This window comes from Nocardia sp. NPDC051832 (genome assembly GCF_040681285.1).
Classification (GTDB): Bacteria; Actinomycetota; Actinomycetes; order Mycobacteriales; family Mycobacteriaceae; genus Nocardia.
Map to the genome: position 1 here is coordinate 455,401 of NZ_JBFAYL010000002.1, position 23,963 is coordinate 479,363.

Sequence of the window (23,963 nt, forward strand, 5' to 3'; positions counted from 1 at the left end):
CGTTCTCAATCCCACTGGTAGGTTCCGTCGAGCAGAGCCTCCAGGCTCGCCCGGTGCATCACGTAGTCGTCGCGGTCGGGGGTGTCGGTGTCCTCGCCGAAGTGCATCATCCGGCGCTTGACCCGGGCCATCACGATCGCGTGCTTGAGCGCGGAGAAGACGATGTAGAAGTCGAGATCCCGCAGTGTATGTCCGGTCAGCTCCTCGTATTTCGCGACCACGTCCGCGCGGCGGCAGAAATCCGGCAGTCCCGGCTGGCCGAACTTGACCGCCAGGTCCTGGAAGAAGCGGTGCAGGAAGATGACCCAGGCCACGTCGAGCTCGCGCGGGCCGATGGCGGCCATCTCCCAGTCCAGGACGGCGGCGGGCTCGAAGCCGCGGTAGAGGATGTTGCCGGGCCGGGAATCGCCCCAGCACAACACATCCGGGCCCGGATCGGCGGGCCAGTGCTCATCGAGCCAGGTGAAGGCCCGCTCGATGATCGGGATGGCGTAGCCGTCGTCGGCCAGACCCCACCGATACCACCCGCGGTACCAGTCGACGTTGCGGCGCAGTGCCTGTCCCGGGCCGTCGAGCATCGGGAATTTCGTTGCGGGGTCGGGGATGTCGTGGATCTTGGCGATCGCCTCGACGGTGCCCGCGACCAGTTGGGCGCGCTCCTCGGGGGTCGCGTCGAACAGCCAGCCGAGGAAGACGTAGGGCGGATTGTCCGACACCACGCGGCCTTCGGACTTCTCCATCACGAAAAACGCCGCGCCGAGCACACTTTCGTCGGTCTCCAGCCAGCGCAGCCCGGGCACCGGCACCTCGGAGGCCGCGGCGACCCCGGCCATCACCTGATATTGCATGGTCAGGTCGTAGGTTTCGAAGATCGGGAAATCGGCGTCCTGCGGCGCCAGCCGGGCCACGAACGACCCGCCGTCCGGCCGGCCGCCGACACTCCAGTGCGCGTCGAAGAACACCGAGGTGCTCGACATACCCGCACCCTCCGGACGCGACAGCGCCGAGATCTTCGGCGGCTCGTCGGCCGCGACCCGGTCGCCGAGCCAGCGCGACAGATCCTCGCCGAGGCTGTCGAGATCACGGCCACTGACGGTGAGTTGCACCCGTTCGGTGGGGTCGGGCCCATCGGCCATAGTCGTCCTCCTGAAACCAGTTCGTCTGAGCGCGAATGTATCCCGCCTAGTGCAGCGGCGCAGCGTAAATCCGGCTCGGCGGCGAACCGGCCCACTACGCGGACGAGCTGGCTCACTGGACGGAATCGCTGGTTGACATGTCCGGCCAGAACGCGTTCGCTTGCAGCCCAGCCGCCGGGACAGGTGGGGCTGGCACGAAGCCGGCGGTGCGGCTCTCACCCCGGGGAGCTAGAGCTGTCACCCCGCGGGGCTAGGGGTGGCACGTAGGTCCTGAGACGTAAGGGAAGACCAGGGATTTCCTGGAGGTGCGCACCCTGGGACGGCGGATAACTTCGGCTCACCAAATGTTGTCGGTGAGAGTGAGGTGGGTCGCGTGGGCGTGGTGCTGATGGAACGGGACGACAGTGCGGTGCAGGAACCGCCGGAGCCCAGGACGCCGTGGCATCCGCTGGCCCGCGTCGGTTTCCGGTTCTGCTTCGCCTACCTGAGCTTGTTCTGTCTGCTGTTCGCGCAGATCCTGTTCGTCTTCGCCGGCATCGCGGTGGCCGTGCTGCCCGACGAGGCGATCAATTGGCAGATGGTCCGGATCGCCCCGTTCGCCGAATGGGTGGGCGAGCATGTCTTCGGCATCGAAGCGGTGCTGCGCGAGAACGGCAGCGGCGACCAGGCGGCGATCTGGGTGATGATCTTCTGCCTGCTCGTACTGGCTGCGGCGATCACCCTGATCTGGACGGTCCTGGATCGGCGGCGCACCGAATATCGCACGCTCAGCACCTGGTTCGTGACCGCGATCCGGTTGTGCGCGGGTGGGCAGCTGCTCTGGTACGGCTGGGCGAAACTGGTGCCGAATCAGATGCCGTACCCGTCGCTGACCACCCTGCTGCAGCCCTACGGCGACATGGCCAAGATCGACGTGCTGTGGAATCAGGTCGGGGTGTCACCGGTCTATCAGGTGCTGCTCGGCGCGGCCGAGGTGGTGGCCGGGTTGCTGCTGTTCCTGCCCCGCACGGCGACTTTGGGCGGCATGATCGGTCTGGTCAGCATGCTGCAGGTCTTCCTGCTGAATATGACCTATGACGTGCCGGTCAAGATCCTGGCCTTCCACCTGGTGCTGATGTCGCTGGTCGTGCTCGCGCCCCAGCTCCGCCGGATCATGAACTTCCTTGTCTTGCAACGCACTACAGATCCGGCGACGCAACGCCCGCTGTTCGGCAGCCGGCGCGCCAACCGCATCTCCGCTGTTGTCCAGGTGGCCCTGGGCCTCTGGGTGACCACCGCCTGCCTGCACGACGCGCATAAGGGCTGGTACGAATGGGGTTACGGCGCACCGGAACCGGCGCTGTACGGCATCTGGAACGTCACGGAGTTCACCCGTGCCGGGCAGCCGCTCCCGCCCTTGACCACCGATGAGACCCGCTGGCAGCGGCTGATCGTCGACAAAGGGTTTATCGCCCATCAGGAGATGGACGGCACCCTGGTCAAGTCGATGGGCGAGGTGGACGCCGCGGCCCACACCCTCACCCTTGTGGCACCACCGAAGTCCGCCGACAGCGCCCCCGTCCCCTTCGCTCAGCTCGCCTTCGAGGAACCCGCCGCTGATCAGCTGGTCCTGCGCGGCGAGATCGACGGGCAGCCCGTGACGCTGTCGCTCCAGAAGCAGGACCTCGACAGTTTCCGGCTGCGCGGCCCCGGCTTCCACTGGGTCCAGAACGAACCCTCGTTCAGCTGAGTGACTCCCGCCCGCCGCACTGGACTGCCCGGTGCGGCGGGCTCGCCACCTCATCACCCCGTGCGGGCCGGGGCCGAGAAGTCCGCAGGCTAGGTTGGCTGCGCGGCGGAGTTCGGCAGAAGTGAGGTAGTCGCGTGGGGCAGGTCGATGGTGCGGGGCGGGTGCGAGATGCGGTCATCGGCGAGCGCGCGCCCTGGCATCCGATGGCTCGGATCGGGTTCCGGTTCTGTGTCAGCTATTTCCTGCTCTTCGGACTGGCGTTCACACAGATCGTGTTCCTCTTCGCCGGGGCGGTCACCGACTTCCTGTCGGAGGAGTCGGTGTTGTGGCGGATTTCCTGGCTGACGGCGGGCCCGGAGTGGGTGGGCCGCACCGTCTTCGGCGTCGACGCGCCGCTGCGGATGAGCGAGAGCGGGGATCAGGCCTATATCTGGGTGCTGATCTGCTGCTTGCTGCTGCTCGCCGTGCTGGTGACGATCGTCTGGACCGTACGCGACCGGCGTACCGAATACGCCCGGCTCGGCGCGTGGTTCGTGTGGGCCGCGCGGATCGTGCTCGGGACGCAACTGCTCTGGTACGGGATCGCGAAGCTGGTGCCGAACCAGATGCCGTATCCGCCGCTGACCACCCTGCTGGAACCGTTCGGTGGCTTCACCCGGATGGAGGTGCTGTGGCACCAGGTCGGGATCTCGCCCGTCTATCAGATGCTGCTCGGTGCGGTGGAAGTGCTCGCCGCCGTGCTGCTTCTGTTCGCCCGAACCGCCACGCTCGGCGGACTGCTGGCGCTGGTGTGCCTGGCTCAGGTGTTCGTGCTGAACATGACCTATGACGTGCCGGTGAAGCTGTTCTCGTTCCATCTGCTGTCGCTGACAGCGGTGGTGCTGGCGCCGCAGGCACGCACGCTCGCGAACATCCTTGTGCTGCAACGCTCGTCCGCGCCCGCGGTGCAACCGGTGCTCTCCGAACGCGCCCAGACCAACCACATTGCCAAGATCCTGCCGCTGGTCCTCGGCCTCATGGCGAGCGTCACCTGCCTGCGGGACGCTTGGCAGTGCTGGCACGACTGGGGCTACGGCGCGGCGAAACCCGCGCTGTACGGAATCTGGGACGTGACGGAATTCAGCGCCGACGGTCGAGCACTGCCGCCCTTGACCACAGACGAATTCCGTTGGCAGCGCCTGATTGTGGACATCCCCGGCCGGACCCAGCAGCGGACCGGTCTGGCCTTTCAGCGGATGAACGGCACGCTGGTACCCGCGCGCGGCGAAGTGAACGCCGCCGAGCGCACCATCGCGATGCCCGGAATCGCCACTTTCGCATACCATTCCCCGACCCCTGAACTGCTGTTTCTGCAAGGGGATTTGAACGGCCTATCGGTCACGGTGTCGTTGACGCGGCACAACCTCGACGACTTCCGAGTACGCCGCCCCGGCTTTCATTGGGTGCAGGAGTCGCTGCCTCGCGACTGACATTCCGCCTCGGGCAGGCTGCTGGGGTCCGCCGCGCGAGAGCGGCTACCCGCATTTCCGGTTTGTTGCGGACCGCGCGGCCGGTGCGGCGCCTGACCAGGCGTCCCGTAGGCTCGAACCTTGTGTCGAACACGTCAGCAAACACCGATGAGCACGCGGAAACCACCCCGGCCGGGGATCCGAACTACCTGGTCGGCCTCGATCTGAACGGCCGCCGCGTGGTGGTCGTCGGCGGTGGCACGGTCGCGCAGCGCCGCCTCGGCCTGCTCATCGCCTCGGGCGCCGACGTGCACGTCATCAGCCGGACCGTCACCCCCGCCGTCGAGGGCATGGCAACCTCCGGGCAGCTCACCGTCACCCTGCGCGCCTACGCCGACGGCGACCTGGACGGCGCCTGGTACGCCATCGCCTGCACCGACGAACCCGATACCAACGCCGCCGTCGTCGCGGAGGCCACCCGCCGCCGCGTCTTCTGCGTGCGCGCCGACACCGCCCGCCTCGGCACCGCGGTCACCCCTGCCACCGCCCGCTACGACGGCCTCACGCTCGGCGTCCTGGCCAGCGGTCAGCACCGCCGCTCGGCCGCGATCCGCAACGCCCTGCTGGAAGCCCTGCAATCCGGTGTCGTGACCGATGATTCGGCCCCCGTCGCCCCCGGCGTCGCCCTCGTCGGCGGCGGCCCCGGCGACCCCGACCTGATCACCGTCCGCGGCCGCCGCCTGCTGGCCCGCGCCAACCTGGTCGTCGCCGACCGCCTGGCCCCGCCGGAACTGCTCGCCGAACTCGGCCCCGACGTCGAGGTCATCGACGCCGCCAAGATTCCCTACGGCCGTGCCATGGCCCAGGAAGCCATCAACGCCGCCCTTGTCGAAGGCGCGAAGGCGGGCAAGTTCGTCGTCCGCCTCAAGGGCGGCGACCCGTATGTCTTCGGCCGCGGCTTCGAAGAACTCGAGGCCTGCGTCGACGCCGGGATCCCGGTCACCGTCGTCCCCGGCATCACCAGCCCCATCTCGGTCCCCGCCGCCGCGGGCATCCCCGTCACGCACCGCGGCGTCACCCATGAATTCGTCGTGGTCAGCGGGCACGTCGCCCCCGACCACCCGGACTCCCTGGTCGACTGGCCGGCCCTGGCGAAACTCCGTGGCACCCTGGTCCTGATGATGGCGGTGGAACGCATCGACAAGTTCGCCGTCGCCCTGCTCGAAGGCGGCCGCCCCGCCGACACCCCGGCCACCGTCATCCAGGAAGGCACCCTGCGCACCCAGCGCGTCGTGCGCGCCGACCTGTCCACCGTCGCCGCCCGAGTCCGCGACGAAGGCATCCGCCCCCCAGCCATCGTCGTCATCGGCCCCACCGCAGGCTTCTCCGCCGACGCGAACTGACCCACCCCCGAGAACAGGTATGCCGCTGTCCCACTCCGAGCGACCAACCCCGAGCATGGTGCGGTGTCGTCGCTCAGAGTGAGACGCCCACATGACCCAGCGGAGAGGCCACCACTTGTTGGAGGCCACCGCGATCGGCCGGATGCCGAGGCCTTGACCGCCGGCCAGAACTGGCCGAGCGGGCGAAGTGGGACCTGGCCGAGGCGAACATCGAGTGCCCACTCCGGTGGTGTCCCACTTGTCGCTCGCGGCGGGCTGGGGCGGGCGGTTGGGCGTCAACTGGGGGCTGGCGGTTGGCGGCGGGTCCACTACAGTGGCTTCCTGTGCTCCAGAACCCCGCTGCGCCGATGCAGTATCCAGTGACGCAGCGGGCTTTCGGGCTCGCGATCCTTGTCCTCAGCGGGATGCAGCTGATGACCGTGCTGGACGGCACGGTGACGATTCTCGTGGTGCCGCGGCTCCAGGCCGACTTCGGGATGACCGCGTCCAGTGCGAACTGGGTGATCACGGCGTACGCGCTCACCTATGCGGGGCTGATGCTGCTGGGCGGGCGGGTCGGTGACGCGTTCGGGCGCAAGCGGATGTTCCTGCTCGGCGTCGGACTGTTCGCGTTCGCGTCGCTGCTGTGCGGTGTCGCGATCAACGGCGGCATGCTGATCGGCGCGCGGGCGTTGCAGGGCGTCGGCGCGGCCTTCGCCTCGCCGACCGCCATGGCCTTGGTGGTGACGACGTTCGCGCCGGGCAAAGCGCGCAATCAGGCCATCGCGATCTTCGGCTCGATGGTGGGCGTCGGTTCGGTGGCCGGCTTGGTGCTCGGCGGCGCGCTGGCCGATGTGTGGTGGCGTGGCATCTTCCTGATCAACGTGCCGATCGGACTGCTGGTCATGGTCGGGGCCATGAAGTGTCTCAAGGACACCGAGCATCACCGTCTCACTCTCGACGTGCGCGGCGCCGTGCTGGCCACAATCGGCGTGTCGGCCTTGGTCTTCGGCGGGATGGAGGGCCCGGTGCTCGGCTGGGCGCACCCGGCCATCCTCGGGTCCCTGATCACCGGCGCCGTGCTGCTGATCGCCTTCGTCGTCGCCGAAGGCAGCGTGGACAACCCGCTGCTGCCATGGTCGCTGTTCGGCAGCCGGGACCGGGTGGCTACCTTTGTCGCCGTCCTGCTGGCCGCCGGCGTGATGGGCGGGATCTCCATCTACGGCGCGCAGTATGTGCAGAATGTGCTGGGCTACACCGCCTTACAGTCCGGTCTCATCTTCATCCCGTTCACCATCGGCATGGGCGCCGGCGGTGCGCTGGCGTCGCAGCTGGCCACGCGGATCGCGCCGCGCTGGGTGATCGCGATCGGCGCGACCCTCGCGGCGGCGGCGCTGCTGTTCGGCTCGACACTGGATCGTTCCGCCCACCTGCCGACCCTGCTGGCGCTGTTCCTGGTGATCGGCACCGGCGTCGGCATCGTGCTGGTGATTGTGCCGCTGTGCCTGATCGTCGGCGTCGAAGTGACCGAGGTCGGCCCGCTGAGCGCGGTCGGTCAGATGCTGATGGCCTTCGGTCCGGCGCTGGCGCTGGGCTTCCTCGGACCGGTCGTGGTGTCGAGAACGCTCGCGCTCGGCGGCAGCGACAGAGTCAAACCCAGCGACATGAGCGCCACCCAACTCGATGCTCTCAGCAGTGGTTACACCCTCGCGCTGTTCCTCTGCGGCGCCGGCGTCCTGCTCACGCTGTTCATCGCGCTCACCATCCGCTACAGCGCCGCCCAGGTCGCCCAGGCTCAGCACGCCCAGGAAGAAGCGCAGCAGACCTGACAACCCCGCTCCGACATGGGAAGATCGCCTAGGTGACCAGCAAGCCCACCCCCGAGGAACGTCTCAGCGACCTCGCGCGGTTGCGCCGGGTTCGCGACCGCATCGACCGGGAATACGCCCAGCCGCTCGACGTGGCGGCGCTCGCCCTCGACGCGCACATGTCGGCCGGGCATCTCAGCCGCCAGTTCAAGCTCGCCTACGGCGAATCGCCCTATTCCTATCTGATGACCCGCCGTATCGAGCGCGCGATGACCCTGCTGCGCCGCGGCGATCTCAGCGTCACCGAGGTCTGCTTCGAGGTGGGCTGTTCGTCGCTGGGCACCTTCAGCACCCGCTTCACCGAGCTCGTCGGCATGCCGCCCAGCGCCTACCGCGAGCAGGAAGCCATGGCTACCGAGGGCATGCCCCCATGTGTGGCGAAGCAAGTGACCCGACCGATCAGGAATAAAGAAGCGCAGGCTACCTAGCCGCAATTAGCCTGATCATCATGGAAATCGCCATTTATCAGAGCTATCTTCCGCAGACCGATCCGGACGCCGCCCTGGCCTTCTACCGCGACACCCTCGGCTTCGAGGTGCGCAACGACGTCGGCTACAACGGCTTGCGCTGGCTGACCGTGGGTCCGCCCGGACAGCCCGACATCGGCATCGTCCTCTACCCGCCGGCCGCCGACCCGGGCATCACCGAGGAGGAGGGCCGGGTCATCACCGAGATGATGGCCAAGGGCACCTTCGCCAGCATCAATCTGGGCGCCAAGGATCTCGACGGTGTCTTCGAGAAGCTCCAGGCCAGTGGCGCCGAGGTGGTGCAGGAACCGACCGACCAGCCCTACGGAGTGCGGGACTGCGCCTTCCGCGACCCCTCGGGCAACATGATCCGTATCAAGCAGGCCGGTTAACTCACCGACCGCAGCCGCTGCAGGGTGGGCCGATCGAGATCGAGCTCCAACTCGATCGGCCCGAGTTCGGCCGCGATCCGCGCGAACTCCTCGGCCCAGCGGTTCTGCTGCCCGGAACGATGAACGAGACCCCAACTGAGCGTGGGATTTTCGTCGATCGGAAGGTACACGGCCTCACCCCGGTCGTAGTACTTGATCGCCTGTCCGCACGCGAAGGCCACCGCGTCACCGGAAGCCACGGCGAACAGGATCTCCTCGCGCGTGGGCTGCGGCGCATCCGATTCCCGCGGCGGCAACGGCGAGAACGACTTCTCCCAGTAGTCCGGCATCGGCAACCCCGAGGGCAGGACTTCGTACTCGGCGACCTCGGCCAGCGAGACCGAGGCGCGCCCGGCCAGCTCGTGCCCGTGCCCGACGACCAGCACGATGGGCTCGGTGAAGGCCGCCGACCCGACCCGCAGGTCGGCCTCCAGCACCGGCATGGCCAGCAGGGCCACGTCGACGTCACCGTTGCGGATCAGCGCGAACGGGTCGTCGATGCGCACCTCGCGCATGCGCAATCGCACTTGCGGACAACGGGTTCGGAACAGCGCGGTGATCGGCGCCAAGTCCTGCCACATCGGCCCGAGCACGCCGAGCGTGAGGGTTTCCGGCCCACCCCGCGCGGCGCTGGCGGCGGATTCGACGCCGTCGAGAATGCGCCGGTAACCGGCTTGCAGATCGTCGCGCAACTGCTCGCCGAGCGGGGTCAGGGTGACCTTGCGACTGGTTCGTTCGAACAGCGGCGCACCGATGCGCCGCTCCTGCTTGGCGATGGTCTGGCTGACCCGCGGCGTCGAGATATGCAATCTCTCCGCGGTCCGGCCGAAATGCAGCTCCTCGGCCAGGGTCAGAAAGATCTCGATGTCACGCAATTCCATTCCGCAATGGTCCGTGATCGTTAACCCCGTGCGCAACCGCCGTTTCGTGATTGCTCATTGTTCGCCCCCTTGCGGGACGGAAAACTAAGAGTCGTAAGGAAAACCGCTGGATCTTCCAGAGAGCGAAAGGTCAGGACCATGGCAGTCGTACGGACTCACCGATACACCGTGGTGACCGGCAAGCTGGCGCAGTTGCTCGAACAGCGCACGCGATTGATCCGTGGCCTGCGGTCGGCGAACCCCGCGTTCACCGCCGCCACGTTGATCCGCCAGGAAGACGGGTCCTACCTCGACATCTGGCGCTGGGAATCGGCCGAGGCGCGACGCGGCGCCGTGGCCGAAGCACTCGGATTTCCGTTGACCGCGGTGACCGCGGCATTGACCACCGACCACACCGTCGTGGACGGCGAGGTGCTCGTCGAACGATGAGGTCCGGCGCACACCAACTCGATTGTTAATCGCAAATAGAAATATCGGAGAAGAAAATGAGCACTCAGAAGCAGCAGCGTAAGCCCGGCACCCCCAGCGCGTTCTCGCGGTGGATGCAGCAGAAGATGAACACCCGGATGAACCGCAAGATCCGCGGCGGCCATGGCACCTTCATGGGCATGGACGTGCTGATCCTGAACACCATCGGCCGGCGCAGCGGGCAGCCGCGCCAGACGCCGCTGGCCTGGTTCCCCGACGGCGAAAACAGCTGGGTGCTTGTCGGTTCGGGCGGCGGCAGCCAGAACCCGGACTGGCACGCCAACATCATGGCGCACCCGGATCAGGTCACGATCGAGCTGCCCGGCGGCGACGCCTTCCCGGTGACCCCGCAGCAGCTCTCCGGCGCCGATCGCGAGCAGGTCTGGCAGCGCATCGCCGCCGCGCAGCCCCGGATCGCGAAGTACCAGAGCAAGTCCGAGCGCGAATACCCCCTCGTCCGCCTCACCGCACGCTGATCGAAAAGGAGATCCACGATGTCCTACAGCAAGAACAACCGGAAACTGCACCGCGCGATGTCGATCACCTTCGTCGCGACCGTGCTGCTCTGCTTCATCGCCGTCCCGTTCGGCGCGCTGGATTCGGCGCCGTGGATCTTCTACCTTCCGCTCCCGCCGCTGTTCGTGCTGATGGGCACCGGCCTCTATATGTACGCCCAGCCCTACCTCGTGAAACGCCGCAATAAGATCGCAAACATGGAGACCCGATGACCACCCCCGCCGACAGCCACGACCTGATCCGCGTACACGGTGCGCGCGTCAACAACCTCAAAGACGTCAGCATCGAGCTGCCCAAGCGCCGCTTGACCGTGTTCACCGGGGTCTCCGGCTCGGGTAAGAGCTCGCTGGTGTTCGATACCATCGCCGCCGAGTCCCAGCGCTTGATCAATGAGACCTACAGCACCTTCGTCCAGGGTTTCATGCCGACCCTGGCTCGCCCCGACGTCGACGTGCTGGACGGCCTCACCACCGCGATCAGCGTCGACCAGCAGCGCATGGGTTCGGACCCGCGCTCCACGGTCGGCACCGCCACCGACGCCAACGCCATGCTGCGCATCCTGTTCAGCCGGCTCGGCAAGCCGCATATCGGTTCCCCGCAGGCATTCTCGTTCAACGTCGCCTCGATCAGCGGTGCGGGCGCGGTCACCGTGGAGAAGGGCGGCAAGGAGGTCAAGGAACGCCGCAGCTTCTCCATCACCGGCGGCATGTGCCTGCGCTGTGAGGGCCGCGGCCAGATCAACGACATGGACCTGACCGCGCTGTACGACGAGAACAAGTCGCTGAACGAGGGCGCGCTCACCATTCCCGGCTACAGCATGGACGGCTGGTTCGGCCGGATCTTCAGCGGCTCCGGCTTTTTCGACATGGACAAGCCGATCAAGAAGTTCACCAAGAAGCAGCTCAACGACCTGCTGCACAAGGAGCCGACCAAGATCAAGGTCGACGGCATCAACCTGACCTACGAGGGGATCATCCCCAAGATCCGGAAGTCGATGCTGTCCAAGGACGTCGACGCCATGCAGCCGCACATCCGCGCCTTCGTGGAGCGCGCGGTCACCTTCGGCACCTGCCCCGATTGCGGCGGCACCCGGCTCACCGAGGCGGCCCGCTCCGCCAAGATCAAGAAGCTGAGCATCGCCGACGCCTGCGCCATGCAGATCAGCGACCTGGCGGTCTGGGTGCGCGGGCTGAACGAGCCGTCGGTGGCCCCGCTGTTGGAGAAGCTGGCACACACCCTGGACTCGTTCGTCGAGATCGGCCTGGGCTACCTGTCGCTGGATCGGACGTCGGGCACGCTCTCCGGCGGAGAAGCGCAGCGCGTCAAGATGATTCGCCATCTCGGCTCCGCGCTCACCGACGTCACCTACGTCTTCGACGAGCCGACCGTCGGCCTGCATCCGCACGACATCCAGCGGATGAACAACCTGTTGCTGCAATTGCGGGACAAGGGCAACACGGTGCTCGTGGTGGAGCACAAGCCGGAGGCGATCGCGATCGCCGACCATGTCGTCGACATCGGCCCCGGAGCCGGTACGGCGGGCGGCTCGGTCTGCTACGAGGGCACGGTCGAGGGGCTGCGCGCCAGCGGCACCGTCACCGGCAAGCACCTCGACGACCGTGCGGCACTGAAGGATTCGGTCCGCGAACCCACCGGCAAGCTGGCCATCCGCGGCGCGAACAGCCACAACCTCCAGGACGTCGACGTCGACATTCCGCTGGGCGTGCTGTGCGTGGTCACCGGTGTCGCGGGCTCCGGCAAGAGCTCGCTGATCCACGGGTCGGTGCCGGCCTCGGAGGGCGTGGTCGCGGTCGATCAGACCCCGATTCGCGGCTCGCGCCGCAGCAACCCCGCCACCTACACCGGGCTGCTGGAGCCGATCCGCAAGGCTTTCGCGAAGGCCAACGGCGTGAAACCCGCACTGTTCAGCGCGAATTCGGAAGGCGCGTGCCCGAACTGCAACGGCGCCGGCGTCATCTACACCGATCTCGGGATCATGGCCGGGATGGAGACCGTCTGCGAGGTGTGCGACGGCAAGCGCTTCATGGCCGAGGTGCTGGACTACAAGCTCGGCGGCCGCGACATCAGCGAGGTGCTGGCGATGCCGGTCGCCGAGGCGGAAGAGTTCTTCCGCGCGGGCGAGGCCAAGATCCCGGCGGCGCACGCGATCCTGGACCGGCTGGTCGACGTCGGACTCGGGTACCTCACCATCGGGCAGCCGCTCACCACGCTGTCCGGCGGCGAGCGGCAGCGCCTGAAGCTGGCCACCCATATGGCCGACAAGGGCGGGGTCTACGTCCTGGACGAGCCGACCACCGGTCTGCACCTCGCCGATGTCGAGAACCTGCTCGGGCTGCTGGACCGGCTGGTCGAGTCCGGTAAGTCGGTCATCGTGATCGAGCACCACCAGGCGGTCATGGCGCACGCGGACTGGATCATCGACCTCGGACCCGGTGCGGGACACGACGGCGGCAAGATCGTCTTCGAGGGCACGCCGTCGGAGCTGATCGCCGATCGGTCCACCTTGACCGGCCAGCACCTGGCGGAATACGTCGGTGCTCCGGCCAAGGCCGCGCGCAAGAAGGCCGCCGCCCGGCGCTGACCCCGGCGCGGACTTCGGCCGGGACCCAGGCATCACCTTCGGAGACATCGCGTTTCCGGATTCGGTGCCCGGGTCCCGGCCGAACGCATGCCGGGACCACGAGTTACAGGCTGCCGACCACCTTGTGCGGGGTGACGCGCACGATGACGCGGTCCGCGTCGTGCACGGACGCCGGGTTGAACTCGGAGTAGGGGAGTCCGGTGTACTTGCGGGACAGCTCGTCCGGGAGCAACCGCTCCGGATCGGCGCTCACCGTCGCCGTGCCTCGGATCTCGGCGTACACGAACGGATTCTCCGGCGGGTTGACCAGGATCGTCACGCGCGGATCCCTGGCGATGTTCTTGGCATGCTGGCGTGCCACCGTGGTGGACAGCAGAATGTCGTCGCCGTCGCGGGTCAGCCAGAACGGGGCCAGATGCGGTTGCCCGTTCGATCCGGTCGTCGCCACGACGGCGTAGACCTTGGATTCGTCGAGGTACTTCTTCAGGTCGGGTGAGAGCTCAGCCGTCATGCGTTGGTGAAACCGCCTGCTCGCCGGCGATATTCCCGTCAGATCTGGGTGAGTACGAAGCTCGCCGCGCCGGGCATGAAGTGGTAGTAGTTCGTGTGCGCCTCGAAATCGGTTCCCGGAGCGGTGAACCCGTTGCAGACCGGGTCGCCGGGCTCGCAGAAGTCGCGGCTGCGGGCGGCGTAGGGCTCGGGCACCTGCTTGCCCTCGGCGTGCATCGGACTGCCGAACAACAGGACCGCGCGGACTCGCGGCTCGAGCTCCGCCGGAACGGTCAGTGCCACCGGCCCGCCCACCGACGCCGAGCTGCTGTCCATGCCGATCGAATTGCCGACGACGTTGGCGCCCTGGGAGTACCCGGCCAGCACGAACACCTGATCCGGGCAGGCCGCGGCCTGTGCCCGGAGGTGCCCGACCAGATCCTGGTTGCCGATCGGCACGCCGCGGGCACCGACCAGATCGGCCGGGTAGGCCACGTTGTACTGGCTCCAACTCCGTTCCGGATCCGCCGCCCGCAGCGCCGCGTACAGCGGCTCCCCAACCTTGTAATCGGGAATCGCGTCGGGCGCCGCGAAGAACAACCCGTCGTCGAAGTCGGTGCCGCGCGCCATGATCAGCTGGGCATCGGTGCACCCTGGTTCCGCTTGCGCGACCGCCGAGAGCGGAGCAGGGGTGAGCAGCGCGGCCGCGAGCACACCCGCGGACAACAAATGGCGTCGCGACATGGACGTTCCTCCGTGCGGTGCAGCGACGATCGGGGTGATCGACGAAAACCGAACGCTACTCTGTATTAACTCCGGGTGACAATCTTCTGGTGGACGCCGCTCAGGTGTTCTGCGGGAACCCCAGTTCCAGCCCGCCGTGACTCGGGTCGAGCCAGCGGGTGGTGACGGCCTTGCCGCGGGTGAAGAAGTGGACGCTGTCGGTGCCGTGCGCGTGCGAGTCGCCGAACAGCGAGTTCTTCCAGCCGCCGAAGCTGTAGTAGGCCATGGGAACCGGGATCGGGACGTTGATGCCGACCATGCCGACCTCGACCTCGTGGTGGAAGCGGCGGGCGGCGCCGCCGTCGTTGGTGAAAATGGCGGTGCCGTTGCCGTAGGGGTTGGCGTTGATCAGGGCGAGCGCCTCGTCGTAGGTGCCGACGCGCACGACCGACAGGACGGGGCCGAAGATCTCGTCGGTGTACACCGTCATCTCGGTGCCGACGTGGTCGAGAATCGTCGGGCCCAGCCAGAATCCGTCCGCGTCGCCGTCGGCGTCGATGCCGCGTCCGTCGAGGGCGACGGTGGCGCCGGCGGCTGCGCCCGCCTCGATGTACTTCGCCACCCGGTCGCGATGCTCGCGCGTGACCAGCGGACCCATGTCGACGCCGCGGGTACCGTCCCCGGTCTTGATGGTGGCGGCCCGCTCGGTGATCTTTCCGACCAGTTCGTCGCCGACCGTGCCGACCGCCAGCACCACGCTGATCGCCATGCACCGCTCACCGGCCGAACCGAATCCGGCGTTCACCGCGGCGTCGGCCGCCAGATCCAGGTCAGCGTCCGGCAGCACCACCATGTGGTTCTTCGCGCCGCCGAGCGCCTGCACCCGCTTGCCGTTCGAGGTGCCGCGCTGATAGACGTAGCGCGCGATCGGCGTCGAGCCGACGAACGACACCGCCTTGATCGCGGGATGGTCGAGCAACTCGTCCACGGCTTCCTTGTCGCCTTGCAGCACGTTGAAAACCCCTGCGGGCAAACCGGCTTCGGCCCACAGCTCGGCCAGCCACAGCGACGACGACGGATCCTTCTCGCTCGGCTTGAGCACCACGGTGTTGCCCGCGGCGATCGCCACCGGGAAGAACCACATCGGCACCATCGCCGGGAAATTGAACGGCGAGATCACCGCCACCGGGCCCAGCGCCTGGCGGAGGGAGAAGATGTCGACCTTCGTCGACGCGTTCTCGGTGTAACCGCCTTTGAGCAGATGCGGTACACCGCAAGCGAATTCGACGACCTCGAGCCCGCGGCTCACTTCGCCCATCGCGTCGGCGTGTACCTTGCCGTGCTCGGCGGTGATCAGCGCGGCAAGTTCTTCCTTGCGGTCGTTCAGCAACTCCCGGAACCGGAACAGCACCTGCGTCCGCCGGGCCAGCGAGGTGTCGCGCCATTCGGCGAAAGCCGCTGTGGCGGACGCGATCACGGCTTGGGCGTCGGACCGGTTCGCCAGCGCCACCTGCCCGGTGACGACACCGGTCGCCGGATTCGTCACCGGCGCGGTCCGCTCGCTGGTACCGCCGAACGCCTTGCCGTCGAGCCAGTGCGCGATTGTCTGCATGATCGTCCTCGATTCGGTCGGCCACCCGGGCTTGCGCCTCAATCCTGCCCGCCCGCCCGGGCGCCCGCACCGGAATCGCGTCCCCTATTCTTCAGGTCCGCCCATCATCCGATCAGTGGTGCACCGAGGCGCCGAGCGAGGCGGTCAACACCGCGGGCGGCGTCCACCCGGCCAGCAGGTTCGCTCGCTCCTGCGGCGTCAGCTGCTGTCGGCGCCGGAGCAGCTTCGTGGCGCGGTGGCACGCGGTCCGCAGGGTCGGCGCTGAGAAGTCTCGGATGACCATGGTTTCTCTCCTTAGATGAACTGTCCATTCTCGAATTCGCCTGCGCGGCAGGCCAGGTCATGGGCGAATTCGCTACGAATCCCAGATGCTTCGCATCCGATCGGCGGGCGGCGCCGCGGCAGACCGTGCTGGGGCCGGCGATAACGCGGCAGCACTTGGACCAGCTCAGATGTCGGCCGCCGGTCCCGCAAGGCGCCCGGTTTCGCCCGCCGTGAGGTGTCAGGATTCCGCAAAGAAGGCCCGTGCGATCCGAAACGGCGGAGACCCCAGGGGTCTTGCCTTCCCCTGGGGTCTTGCATGCCGCCCAATTCGCACAACCGGATCGGTGGGATCGGATCACACTCACCGCGACGCGTCCTACGTTTGGACCATCTCCCATCGAATAGAGAGGCTGGGAGAGCCGGGGTTGAACCGGCACCTCGTCGCTCCGCGTCCTTTCCTCGTGATCGGTGTTCGGCGGCGAATACTCAAGCTGGAGCGAGAATCTGAACTTTGGCCACGGTGTGTTCGACCGCTCGGGTTTCCCGGGCGAGAACCGGGCCCCGTCTGGTCACCGTGTGATTCAGTCTGAACTTCAGTTTGAGGTTTTGCGCCCTCGGGGCGCACCCCCGCGCTCCAGCGGGGGAGTTTCTCGGCGTCAGCGGAACAGGTAGTCGAAGATCACCTTGCCGGTCTTCTGGTCGGTGATCTCGCTGCCGTTGGCTTCCTCGCGGGCGAATTTCACTGCCTGCTGCAGCTTTTCGATGCGTGAGGTCAGCTCGTTGACGCGCCGCGCGGGCAGCGCGCCGCTGAACTTCACCGTGGTCCAGTAGCCGACGGCGATGTCCTCGTAGTACACCTCGACCTGTGCCGGGTGCTTCTCGGTCGCCTCGGCCTTGACGTGGTTGCGCGGCACCTTCTTGGTGCGGATGGTGCGGACCGCGTCGGTGCGCCAGGTGTCGGTGGAATCGTCGAACGCCCAGGCCTCGGCCGCGTCCAGCACCGGCAGCCGCTTCACGAAGGCCTGCAGGTCGGCGAGCTGCTTCTCCAGGAAGAGCAGGTACGACACCGGAACATCGGCCAGCAGCGTCTCACCGTCCACTCGCACGTCGGCCTTGGCCGCGCAGTTCGCCCAGTCCTTGGTGGCGGTCACGTCGAAGAGCCGGGTCAGGGTGCTCGCGGTCTCGCGGAGCACCTCCTCCGACTTCACCTGCACCCGGGTCGCCTCGGGCGGGAGCTGCTCGCCCTCTTCGTCTTTCGGCTGGTAGGCGCGCGTGATGCCGGCCAGCAGGCCCGGCTTGTTCAGCAGATTCTGCTTCTCCGCCAGCTCGCGCAGCGACGCGCTCTTCACGCCCTTCTCCACCGCGATGATCTGATTCAGCTTGGTCATCTCCACCTCCCCGCAACGCCCACGCGCCGCTCGCAAATGTCTTCCGCGGCACCGGTTCTCGATACCCCTGCGCTGCTGCGGCAACGGTACCCAGTGCCGCGGCGAGCCGCATCCGAATTAGTTGCCCGGTGGTGGCGAAGTCCACAGGCGGCAGGCATTGTCGGCGTACCGGTGCTGCACCACACTGAGCGGATGGGAGGACAGGTAGATCAGGATCTGCTGGCACGGTGGGTGGAGCTGGCCGGCGCGGCCGCCGAGCCGGTGGGGGTGGACCTGGTGCGCCGTTATCGGGAACCGCACCGGCGATACCACACGGTCGATCACTTGGCGACCATGCTGGGCGTCATCGACGAGCTGGCGGCCGACGCCGCCGACGCGGACGCGGTCCGTTACGCCGCGTTCTTCCACGACGCCGTCTATGCGGTCGATCGGCCGGACAACGAGGAACGCAGCGCGGAGCTGGCTGAGCAGGTCCTCGAATCACTCGGTGCCGCAGCCGAACTCGTCGCGGAGGTCGGCAGGCTGGTCCGGCTCACCGCCGGGCACGATCCCGAGCCGGGTGATCGGAACGGGGAGGTGCTCTGTGATGCCGACTTGGTCATCCTCGCCGCCGACGCACCCGGATACGCCGCGTACACCGCCGCCGTGCGCGCCGAATATCAGCACGTTCCCGACGATCTGTTCCGGGCGGGGCGAGCCGCGGTATTGCAAGGGCTCGCCCGGCAGCCCTACCTCTTCCGGACCGCTACCGCCCGAGCTCGTTTCGAGTCTGCCGCTCGCGTCAACCTCAGCGCTGAACTCGCCGTCCTCACGGCAGCGCGCTAGCGGGCCGCTGCGCCGTGCCGGTCGGTGAGACCCGAGAATGGGCGAAATCGACTGCGTAGCAATGCCTGCCGATCCCGTGATTGCCGCCGGGCGGACCCGATGCTGGATTAGTCTTCCAGGAACACAGCCACACAGCTCGGAGTTGGACATGACAACGCTTGGATTGATCGGCAGCGGCCGCATCGGCGGCACGGTGGCGCGGCTCGCCGTGGACGCCGGACTCGAAGTGGTGCTGAGCAATTCGCGCGGCCCCGAAACCCTCGCCGAGCTGGTCGCCGGGCTCGGTTCCCGGGCCCGCGCCGCCACCGCGGCCGAGGCCGCCGAAGCGGGCGACATCGTGGTGGTCACCACCCCGTTCCGGGTCTACCGCGACCTGCCGGTCACCCCGCTGGCGGGCAAGATCGTCATCGACACCACCAACTACAACGCCCAGCGCGACGGCACCATCCAGGACATCGAGGACGGCGCCGTCACCAACAGCGAACTGCTGCAACAACACCTCGCCACCTCGAAGGTCGTCAAAGCCTTCAACACCATCTTCTTCCCGCACCTCGCGGCGCTGCCGCGCCCGGCGGGCGCGGCCGACCGCTCCGCGCTCCCCATCGCCGGCGACGACACCACCGCCAAGACCACCGCCGCCGAATTCCTCGACACGCTCGGCTACGACACCGTCGACATCGGCCCCCTCGCCGAATCCTGGCGCCTGCACCCCGGCACCCCCGCCTACGGCACCCCCTACGCCGCCGGCACCCCCTTCTGGGAGCACGACCCCAGCCCCGCCGACCCGGCCGCCATCCGCGCCGCCGTCGAAAAAGCCAGCCGCTGAACCGAACTCCCGGTCACCTCACGATTTCCTCATAGTCGGCTCGGAATGCTGACTCCGTCCGCGGGAGCGTCCCGGGGGCGGAAGTGCGAGAGGGACAGTCGTGAACCAGAAGTTTGCAGTGGTGTTGGCGGGGGCGGCGATGCTGGGGCTGGCCGGATGCGGTGGCGGGACCTCCGACGTAACACCCGTGGCCACCGTCACGTCGACGGCGGCAGCACCCACCTCGGTCGATCACGCGGCAGCGACCAAGAAGGCCTGCGACGCGGCCGAACCCGCGCTGGTCGCCTTCGGCGATCGGAAGGAGGTCGACGTCGCACCCGGTGACCTCGCCGGATTCAAGGCGCTCTACCAGCCGATGGCCACGGGCTTCACCAATGCCGCGGCCCTGGCGACCGACCCCAGGATGAAAAGCGGTATGACCGCGCTGGCTTCCTCCGCGGGCGCGGTGACCAGCGCGACCACGCTGGAGGAAGCCACCGCCGCGATGGACATGTTCCTCGCCGCGCTCGATACCGCGGAGTCCAAGAACGTGGCGCAGGTCTGCGGGTTCTAGCTTCAGGTCAGGATGAGAAGTTCGGTCGGGGAGGCGATTTCGGTGCGCAGACCGGACTTCTCGGCGACGCGGGCGACCGATTTGATGTCGCCGGGTTCGGCGCGGGTCAGGACGAGGGCTCGGGCGAGCAGGCCCTTGTGGTGCTTGTTGAAGTGGCTGACGACGGTGCGGGAGCCGTCGGGGTGCTCGGTCAGGACGTTGGCGGTGAGGGCGCCGGGGACGCGGCCGAGTTGCTGGTAGGTGCCCGAGCGCAGGTCGATGACCAGGTCGCCCGCGGCCTCGGCGGTCAACGCGGCCGGAAGGGCATCGCGCCACAGGGCCGAGAGGGTCGGCAGGCCCGGCAGTTTGGAGCCGCCGGAGAGGCGGTAGGCGGGGATCGGGTCGCCGGCGCGGACGGCGCCGAACAAGGCCGAGCCGATGCCGAGACGGGCGTAGGCCTTCTCACGCTGGGCCTTGGTGAAGGATTTCGCGTCGAGGGCGTCGTAGAGAACGCCGGTGTAGCGCTCCAGGGCGGGGCGGGTAGGGGAGGTGCGCAACGTCGCGTTGCGGGCGATTTCGGCGTCAGCCCCCTTGCCGAGGGCCAGCGCCTTGCGGGAGACGGCCGGGTCCTTGGCGAGCTCGATCAGTTCGGTGACCAGCTTGTCGCGCACCGCGGTGAGCTGCGGCATCGCGAGGTCGGCGAGGTCGAGGGGTGCGCCCGCACCGCCGTCGGACTTGGTTTCGGAGGGAGGCAGCAGCACCAGCACGAGCGGATACGGTACCGGCGGTGGCGTGGGCACGCCTGAATGGGTAATGCGATGGAATCATCGAATGGCCAGCGACTACGCTGAGCACCCGTGATCACCCGCCTCTCCCACCTGTTCCTGCGTACCCTGCGCGACGATCCCGCCGACGCCGAGGTGCCCAGCCACAAACTGCTCGTCCGCGCCGGATACGTGCGCCGCGTCGCCCCGGGTGTGTACTCGTGGCTGCCGCTGGGCCTGCGTGTGCTGCGGGAAGTGGAGCGTGTGGTCCGCGAAGAGATGAACAACATCGGCGCGCAGGAGATCTCGCTGCCCGCGCTGCTGCCGCGCGACCCGTACGAGACCACCAACCGGTGGACCGAATACGGCGACGCCCTGTTCCGGTTACAGGACCGCAAGGGCGCCGACTACCTGCTCGGCCCCACCCATGAGGAACTGTTCGCGCTCACCGTGAAGAGCGAATACAACTCCTACAAGGATCTGCCGGTCTCGCTGTACCAGATCCAGACCAAGTACCGCGACGAGGAACGCCCCCGCGCCGGCATCCTGCGCGGGCGCGAGTTCATCATGAAGGACTCCTACTCCTTCGACCTCGACGAAGCCGGCCTGAAGGCGTCCTACAACGCGCACCGCGAGGCCTACCAGCGCATCTTCGAGCGGCTCGGCGTCAAGTACGTCATCGTGGCGGCCACCTCCGGCGCCATGGGCGGCAGCGCGTCCGAGGAGTTCCTGGCCGACAGCCCCGTCGGCGAGGACACCTATGTGGTGTGCCGCGAATCCGGTTACGCCGCGAACGTGGAGGCCGTGGTCACCCCGGCCCCCGCCGCGCAGCCGGTCGAGGGCCTGCCCGCAGCGGTCGTGCACGACACCCCGGACACTCCCACCATCGCGACCCTGGTCGACTGGGCCAACGCGGCGGGCATCTACGGCCGCACCGTCACCGCCGCCGACACTCTGAAGAACGTCATGGTGAAGCTGCGGCACCCGGACGGCAAGTCCGAGATCGTCGGCATCGGCATCCCCGGCGACCGCGAGGTCGACGACAAGCGCCTCGGCGCGTCGGTCGAACCGGCCGAGGTCGAGCTGCTCACCGACGAGGACTTCAAGAACAACGCGTTCCTGGTGAAGGGCTACATCGGCCCGAAGGCCTTGCAGGACAACGGCGTTCGCTACCTCGTCGACCCCCGCGTGGCCACCGGCACCAGCTGGATCACCGGCGCCGACATCCAGGGCAAGCACGTCGTGGGCTTGGTCGCCGGCCGTGACTTCACCCCCGACGGCACCATCGAGGCCGCCGAGGTCCGCGACGGCGACCCCTCGCCCGACGGCCGCGGCACCCTGGTCTCGGCCCGCGGCATCGAGATCGGCCACATCTTCCAGCTCGGCTACAAGTACACCGATGCCTTCGAGGTCGACGTGCTCGGCGAGAACGGCAAGCCGACCCGTCTGATCATGGGCTCCTACGGCGTCGGCGTCTCCCGCATGGTCGCCGTCATCGCCGAACAGCAGCACGACGAGAAGGGCCTGCGCTGGCCCGCCGAGGTCGCCCCGTTCGACATCCACGTCGTCATCGCCAACAAGGACGACGCCGCCCGCACCGGCGCCGAACAGGTTGTCGCAGGCCTGGATTCGCACGGCCTGGACGTCCTGTTCGACGACCGCACCGCCTCCCCGGGCGTGAAGTTCAAGGACGCCGAACTGCTCGGCATGCCCTGGGTGCTGGTCATCGGCCGCGGCTGGTCCGAAGGCAACGTCGAACTCCGCAACCGTTTCACCGGCGAAGCGGAAGAACTCCCAGCTGATTCGGCGGTCGAAGCGGTCCTGGCCAAGCTTCGGGCCTGATCTCCGCGCTCGGCGGGTCCGCGCCGGCGGCCGGGTCCGGTTCCGGACTCGGCCGCAAGCAGGCGAAGGGTCCGACGGTCGTGCCCGCCGCGATCGTCGAGCGTTCCGCGTGGCTGCGTGTCACCGTCGCGGCCGAGCCGACCGTCACCTCGGTCAGCGTGGTGTCGGGACCGATCACGGCGTCCTCACCGATGACGGTGCTGCGGTAGAGGTGCACGCCGGGCAGCAGGATGGCGTCGCGACCGATCCGGACATCCGCGTCCACCCAGGTCGAGTCCGGATCCAGCACGGTCACCCCGGCCCGCATGTGCCGCTCCAGCGTGGCGCGGTTGAGCAGCCGGGCGGCGTGGCCGAGCTGAATCCGGTCGTTGATACCGGCGGCCGCGGCCTCCTCCGCCAGCCGGACCGCCTGGATCCGGTGCCCGGCGCGGCGCGAAATCCGCAGGACGTCGGGGAGATACAGCTCGTGCTGAGCGTTGTCGCGGGACAGTTCGCCGAGCCCGGCGCGCAGGACCGGCGCGTCGAAAACGTAGACACCGGAATTCACTTCGGCGATGCCGAGCTGTTCCGGTGTCGCGTCGGAATGCTCGACGACCTCGCTGAGCCCACCCTCCGGCGTGCGCACGATCCGGCCGTACCCGCGCGGGTCGGCGGGCACGAAGGTCAGCACCGTCGCGGCCGGCGGCACGGTCCCGCCGCGATGCGCCGCGAGCAGCGCGCCGAGAGTGCCGCCGTCCAGCAGCGGCACGTCGGCGGCGAGGACGATCACGTCTCCGGTGAAATCGGCGGGCAGCACGTCGAGGGCGCAGCGCACCGCGTGCCCGGTACCCAGCTGCGGCTCCTGCACGGCGAGCGCGATCGGGCGGCGCAACGCCGTCGCCACCGCGTCCACCGCCACCGCCACCTTGGCGCGATCGTGGCCGACGACGGTGAGCAGATGTTCCGGCGCGAGGGTGGTCGCGGCCCGCAGCGCGTGCGCGAGCAGGGTCCGGCCGCCGATCCGATGCAGCACCTTCGGGGTTTTCGACCGCATACGGGTGCCCGCGCCCGCGGCCAGCACGATCACGGCGGTCCTTCGAGCGGTCAGCATCGGACCTCCGCCGTGCCCGCGCCGATGGTGAAGCAGAGTTCCGACATGTCCTGGACCAGGTAATCCGCGGTGGCGGCGAGATCCGTCCCCCGCGAGCCGACACCGATGACGGTGAGCCCCGCCAGCTTCGCCGCGAGCGCGCCATTGTGACTGTCCTCCAAGGCGACACACTCTCCGGCCGTGCGCCCGAGGCGGCGCACGGCGTCGAGATAGGGCTGTGGATGGGGCTTGCCGTAGGTGACGTCCTCGGCGGTCACCAGGGCGCGCGGCGCCGGTATGCGGGCCGCGGCAAGGCGAGCCAGGACGACCGGGCGAGCACCGGAGGTGACGATGGCCCGTGCCGCGGCGGGCACCGCGTTGTAGGCCCGCAACGCGCCGGGGAGCGGCCGGGTATCGGTCGCGGATTCGACCTCGAGGCGCTGGATGGCGGCCGCCTCGGCCGCGGGATCCAAGTGCGGTGCGGCCGTGGCGACGAATTCCCGATCGGTCATCGAGCGCGCCGCCGCGTGCAGGCCGGTCAGGTCGACACCCTGCACGGCGGCCCACCGGGTGATCACCTCCTGGATCTGCGCGGTGCTGTCGACCAGGACCCCGTCCAGGTCGAAACAGACAGCGGCACAGCGGATATCGAGGGTAGCGGGATCGGACAGCGGTGCGGGCGTCAGCGTGGAACGGAGCAT

General features: G+C 68.2%; 23 protein-coding genes and 1 pseudogene. 14 read left to right on the forward strand and 10 right to left on the reverse strand.

From position 1 onward, the window contains the following. Positions 1 to 5 precede the first annotated feature (5 nt). The gene (locus AB0M14_RS11960) at positions 6 to 1,136 is read right to left on the reverse strand and encodes a phosphotransferase family protein (protein ID WP_364992693.1); all 1,131 of its coding nucleotides are present in this window, start codon (positions 1,134 to 1,136) and stop codon (positions 6 to 8) included. 373 nt (positions 1,137 to 1,509) lie between these two features. Here AB0M14_RS11960 and AB0M14_RS11965 point away from each other — a divergent pair, with 373 nt between their 5' ends. The 6 genes from AB0M14_RS11965 (at position 1,510) to AB0M14_RS11990 (ending at position 8,422) form a co-directional block, all read left to right on the forward strand. Then, positions 1,510 to 2,865, forward strand: coding sequence for a DoxX family protein (locus AB0M14_RS11965; protein WP_364992696.1), 1,356 nt, complete (start codon positions 1,510 to 1,512; stop codon positions 2,863 to 2,865). A 134-nt stretch (positions 2,866 to 2,999) separates the two neighbouring features. After that, positions 3,000 to 4,334 (forward strand): DoxX family protein, encoded by a 1,335-nt coding sequence (locus AB0M14_RS11970; protein ID WP_364992699.1) that lies wholly within the window; start codon positions 3,000 to 3,002, stop codon positions 4,332 to 4,334. 122 nt (positions 4,335 to 4,456) lie between these two features. Continuing rightward, positions 4,457 to 5,716 carry a uroporphyrinogen-III C-methyltransferase gene (cobA, locus tag AB0M14_RS11975; RefSeq protein WP_364992701.1) on the forward strand — a complete coding sequence of 420 codons (1,260 nt, stop codon included), beginning with the start codon at positions 4,457 to 4,459 and terminating at the stop codon, positions 5,714 to 5,716. Between the two features lie 347 nt (positions 5,717 to 6,063). Continuing rightward, positions 6,064 to 7,524 (forward strand): MFS transporter, encoded by a 1,461-nt coding sequence (locus AB0M14_RS11980; protein ID WP_364992703.1) that lies wholly within the window; start codon positions 6,064 to 6,066, stop codon positions 7,522 to 7,524. Between the two features lie 32 nt (positions 7,525 to 7,556). Then, complete coding sequence (locus AB0M14_RS11985; RefSeq protein WP_364992705.1) at positions 7,557 to 7,991, forward strand: AraC family transcriptional regulator; 435 nt, start codon at positions 7,557 to 7,559, stop codon at positions 7,989 to 7,991. A gap of 20 nt (positions 7,992 to 8,011) precedes the next feature. Further along, complete coding sequence (locus AB0M14_RS11990) at positions 8,012 to 8,422, forward strand: VOC family protein (protein ID WP_364992707.1); 411 nt, start codon at positions 8,012 to 8,014, stop codon at positions 8,420 to 8,422. Here the strand turns inward: AB0M14_RS11990 and AB0M14_RS11995 are convergent. Further along, on the reverse strand, positions 8,419 to 9,342 hold the full coding sequence (locus AB0M14_RS11995) for a LysR family transcriptional regulator (RefSeq protein WP_364992709.1): 924 nt from the start codon (positions 9,340 to 9,342) through the stop codon (positions 8,419 to 8,421). The two genes, AB0M14_RS11990 and AB0M14_RS11995, sit on opposite strands and share 4 nt — an antisense overlap. Before the next feature lie 138 nt (positions 9,343 to 9,480). On the opposite strand from AB0M14_RS11995, the gene AB0M14_RS12000 reads away from it, so the two are divergent. Genes AB0M14_RS12000 through AB0M14_RS12015 form a run of 4 tightly spaced genes read left to right on the forward strand, consistent with a single transcriptional unit; the run spans position 9,481 to position 12,928 of the window. Then, a complete protein-coding gene (locus AB0M14_RS12000; protein ID WP_364992712.1) occupies positions 9,481 to 9,771 on the forward strand; it encodes a hypothetical protein in 291 nt (96 codons plus the stop codon). Between the two features lie 56 nt (positions 9,772 to 9,827). After that, positions 9,828 to 10,286 carry a nitroreductase family deazaflavin-dependent oxidoreductase gene (locus AB0M14_RS12005; RefSeq protein WP_364992715.1) on the forward strand — a complete coding sequence of 153 codons (459 nt, stop codon included), beginning with the start codon at positions 9,828 to 9,830 and terminating at the stop codon, positions 10,284 to 10,286. Positions 10,287 to 10,304: 18 nt separating this feature from the next. After that, a complete protein-coding gene (locus AB0M14_RS12010; protein WP_364992718.1) occupies positions 10,305 to 10,538 on the forward strand; it encodes a hypothetical protein in 234 nt (77 codons plus the stop codon). Then, complete coding sequence (locus AB0M14_RS12015; RefSeq protein ID WP_364992721.1) at positions 10,535 to 12,928, forward strand: excinuclease ABC subunit UvrA; 2,394 nt, start codon at positions 10,535 to 10,537, stop codon at positions 12,926 to 12,928. The genes AB0M14_RS12010 and AB0M14_RS12015 overlap by 4 nt, the downstream gene beginning before the upstream one ends. 103 nt (positions 12,929 to 13,031) lie before the next feature. Here AB0M14_RS12015 and AB0M14_RS12020 read toward each other — a convergent pair whose 3' ends face one another. The 5 genes from AB0M14_RS12020 to AB0M14_RS12040 form a co-directional block, all read right to left on the reverse strand. Beyond that, positions 13,032 to 13,439, reverse strand: a complete 408-nt coding sequence (locus tag AB0M14_RS12020; protein ID WP_364992724.1) for a PPOX class F420-dependent oxidoreductase — start codon at positions 13,437 to 13,439, stop codon at positions 13,032 to 13,034. 38 nt (positions 13,440 to 13,477) lie between these two features. Next, complete coding sequence (locus AB0M14_RS12025) at positions 13,478 to 14,161, reverse strand: cutinase family protein (protein ID WP_364992728.1); 684 nt, start codon at positions 14,159 to 14,161, stop codon at positions 13,478 to 13,480. 100 nt (positions 14,162 to 14,261) lie between these two features. Next, a complete protein-coding gene (locus tag AB0M14_RS12030; RefSeq protein WP_364992731.1) occupies positions 14,262 to 15,752 on the reverse strand; it encodes a CoA-acylating methylmalonate-semialdehyde dehydrogenase in 1,491 nt (496 codons plus the stop codon). Between the two features lie 112 nt (positions 15,753 to 15,864). Next, positions 15,865 to 16,035: a hypothetical protein gene (locus AB0M14_RS12035; protein WP_364995876.1), complete on the reverse strand. Its 171-nt coding sequence runs from the start codon at positions 16,033 to 16,035 to the stop codon at positions 15,865 to 15,867. Positions 16,036 to 16,672: 637 nt separating this feature from the next. After that, a complete protein-coding gene (locus AB0M14_RS12040; RefSeq protein ID WP_364992735.1) occupies positions 16,673 to 17,404 on the reverse strand; it encodes a hypothetical protein in 732 nt (243 codons plus the stop codon). A gap of 192 nt (positions 17,405 to 17,596) precedes the next feature. Here AB0M14_RS12040 and AB0M14_RS12045 point away from each other — a divergent pair, with 192 nt between their 5' ends. From AB0M14_RS12045 to AB0M14_RS12055, 3 genes are all read left to right on the forward strand, one after another. Continuing rightward, positions 17,597 to 18,229 carry a metal-dependent phosphohydrolase gene (locus AB0M14_RS12045; RefSeq protein WP_364992737.1) on the forward strand — a complete coding sequence of 211 codons (633 nt, stop codon included), beginning with the start codon at positions 17,597 to 17,599 and terminating at the stop codon, positions 18,227 to 18,229. 61 nt (positions 18,230 to 18,290) lie between these two features. Beyond that, positions 18,291 to 19,055, forward strand: coding sequence for an NAD(P)-binding domain-containing protein (locus AB0M14_RS12050; protein WP_364995670.1), 765 nt, complete (start codon positions 18,291 to 18,293; stop codon positions 19,053 to 19,055). A gap of 100 nt (positions 19,056 to 19,155) precedes the next feature. Continuing rightward, positions 19,156 to 19,608: a hypothetical protein gene (locus AB0M14_RS12055; RefSeq protein ID WP_364992740.1), complete on the forward strand. Its 453-nt coding sequence runs from the start codon at positions 19,156 to 19,158 to the stop codon at positions 19,606 to 19,608. A gap of 2 nt (positions 19,609 to 19,610) precedes the next feature. Here the strand turns inward: AB0M14_RS12055 and yaaA are convergent, their stop codons facing one another. Then, positions 19,611 to 20,354 (reverse strand): peroxide stress protein YaaA, encoded by a 744-nt coding sequence (gene yaaA / locus AB0M14_RS12060; protein WP_364995672.1) that lies wholly within the window; start codon positions 20,352 to 20,354, stop codon positions 19,611 to 19,613. A gap of 90 nt (positions 20,355 to 20,444) precedes the next feature. On the opposite strand from yaaA, the gene AB0M14_RS12065 reads away from it, so the two are divergent. Beyond that, complete coding sequence (locus AB0M14_RS12065; RefSeq protein ID WP_364992742.1) at positions 20,445 to 22,193, forward strand: proline--tRNA ligase; 1,749 nt, start codon at positions 20,445 to 20,447, stop codon at positions 22,191 to 22,193. A 49-nt stretch (positions 22,194 to 22,242) separates the two neighbouring features. Here AB0M14_RS12065 and AB0M14_RS12070 read toward each other — a convergent pair. Continuing rightward, positions 22,243 to 23,283, reverse strand: a pseudogene (locus AB0M14_RS12070) (NTP transferase domain-containing protein); the annotation flags it as partial. Then, positions 23,277 to 23,963, reverse strand: a complete 687-nt coding sequence (locus AB0M14_RS12075; protein ID WP_364992745.1) for an HAD-IA family hydrolase — start codon at positions 23,961 to 23,963, stop codon at positions 23,277 to 23,279. The gene AB0M14_RS12075 and the pseudogene AB0M14_RS12070, both read right to left, overlap by 7 nt.

Bases quoted from the DNA above. Each gene is read 5' to 3' on its own strand.
- AB0M14_RS11960 (WP_364992693.1), bottom strand. From the start codon at position 1,136: ATGGCCGATGGGCCCGACCCCACCGAACGGGTGCAACTCACCGTCAGT.
- AB0M14_RS11980 (WP_364992703.1), top strand. From the start codon at position 6,064: ATGCAGTATCCAGTGACGCAGCGGGCTTTCGGGCTCGCGATCCTTGTC.
- AB0M14_RS11990 (WP_364992707.1), top strand. From the start codon at position 8,012: ATGGAAATCGCCATTTATCAGAGCTATCTTCCGCAGACCGATCCGGAC.
- AB0M14_RS11995 (WP_364992709.1), bottom strand. From the start codon at position 9,342: ATGGAATTGCGTGACATCGAGATCTTTCTGACCCTGGCCGAGGAGCTG.
- AB0M14_RS12000 (WP_364992712.1), top strand. From the start codon at position 9,481: ATGGCAGTCGTACGGACTCACCGATACACCGTGGTGACCGGCAAGCTG.
- AB0M14_RS12005 (WP_364992715.1), top strand. From the start codon at position 9,828: ATGAGCACTCAGAAGCAGCAGCGTAAGCCCGGCACCCCCAGCGCGTTC.
- AB0M14_RS12010 (WP_364992718.1), top strand. From the start codon at position 10,305: ATGTCCTACAGCAAGAACAACCGGAAACTGCACCGCGCGATGTCGATC.
- AB0M14_RS12015 (WP_364992721.1), top strand. From the start codon at position 10,535: ATGACCACCCCCGCCGACAGCCACGACCTGATCCGCGTACACGGTGCG.
- AB0M14_RS12020 (WP_364992724.1), bottom strand. From the start codon at position 13,439: ATGACGGCTGAGCTCTCACCCGACCTGAAGAAGTACCTCGACGAATCC.
- AB0M14_RS12025 (WP_364992728.1), bottom strand. From the start codon at position 14,161: ATGTCGCGACGCCATTTGTTGTCCGCGGGTGTGCTCGCGGCCGCGCTG.
- AB0M14_RS12030 (WP_364992731.1), bottom strand. From the start codon at position 15,752: ATGCAGACAATCGCGCACTGGCTCGACGGCAAGGCGTTCGGCGGTACC.
- AB0M14_RS12035 (WP_364995876.1), bottom strand. From the start codon at position 16,035: ATGGTCATCCGAGACTTCTCAGCGCCGACCCTGCGGACCGCGTGCCAC.
- AB0M14_RS12040 (WP_364992735.1), bottom strand. From the start codon at position 17,404: ATGACCAAGCTGAATCAGATCATCGCGGTGGAGAAGGGCGTGAAGAGC.
- AB0M14_RS12045 (WP_364992737.1), top strand. From the start codon at position 17,597: ATGGGAGGACAGGTAGATCAGGATCTGCTGGCACGGTGGGTGGAGCTG.
- AB0M14_RS12050 (WP_364995670.1), top strand. From the start codon at position 18,291: ATGCCTGCCGATCCCGTGATTGCCGCCGGGCGGACCCGATGCTGGATT.
- AB0M14_RS12075 (WP_364992745.1), bottom strand. From the start codon at position 23,963: ATGCTCCGTTCCACGCTGACGCCCGCACCGCTGTCCGATCCCGCTACC.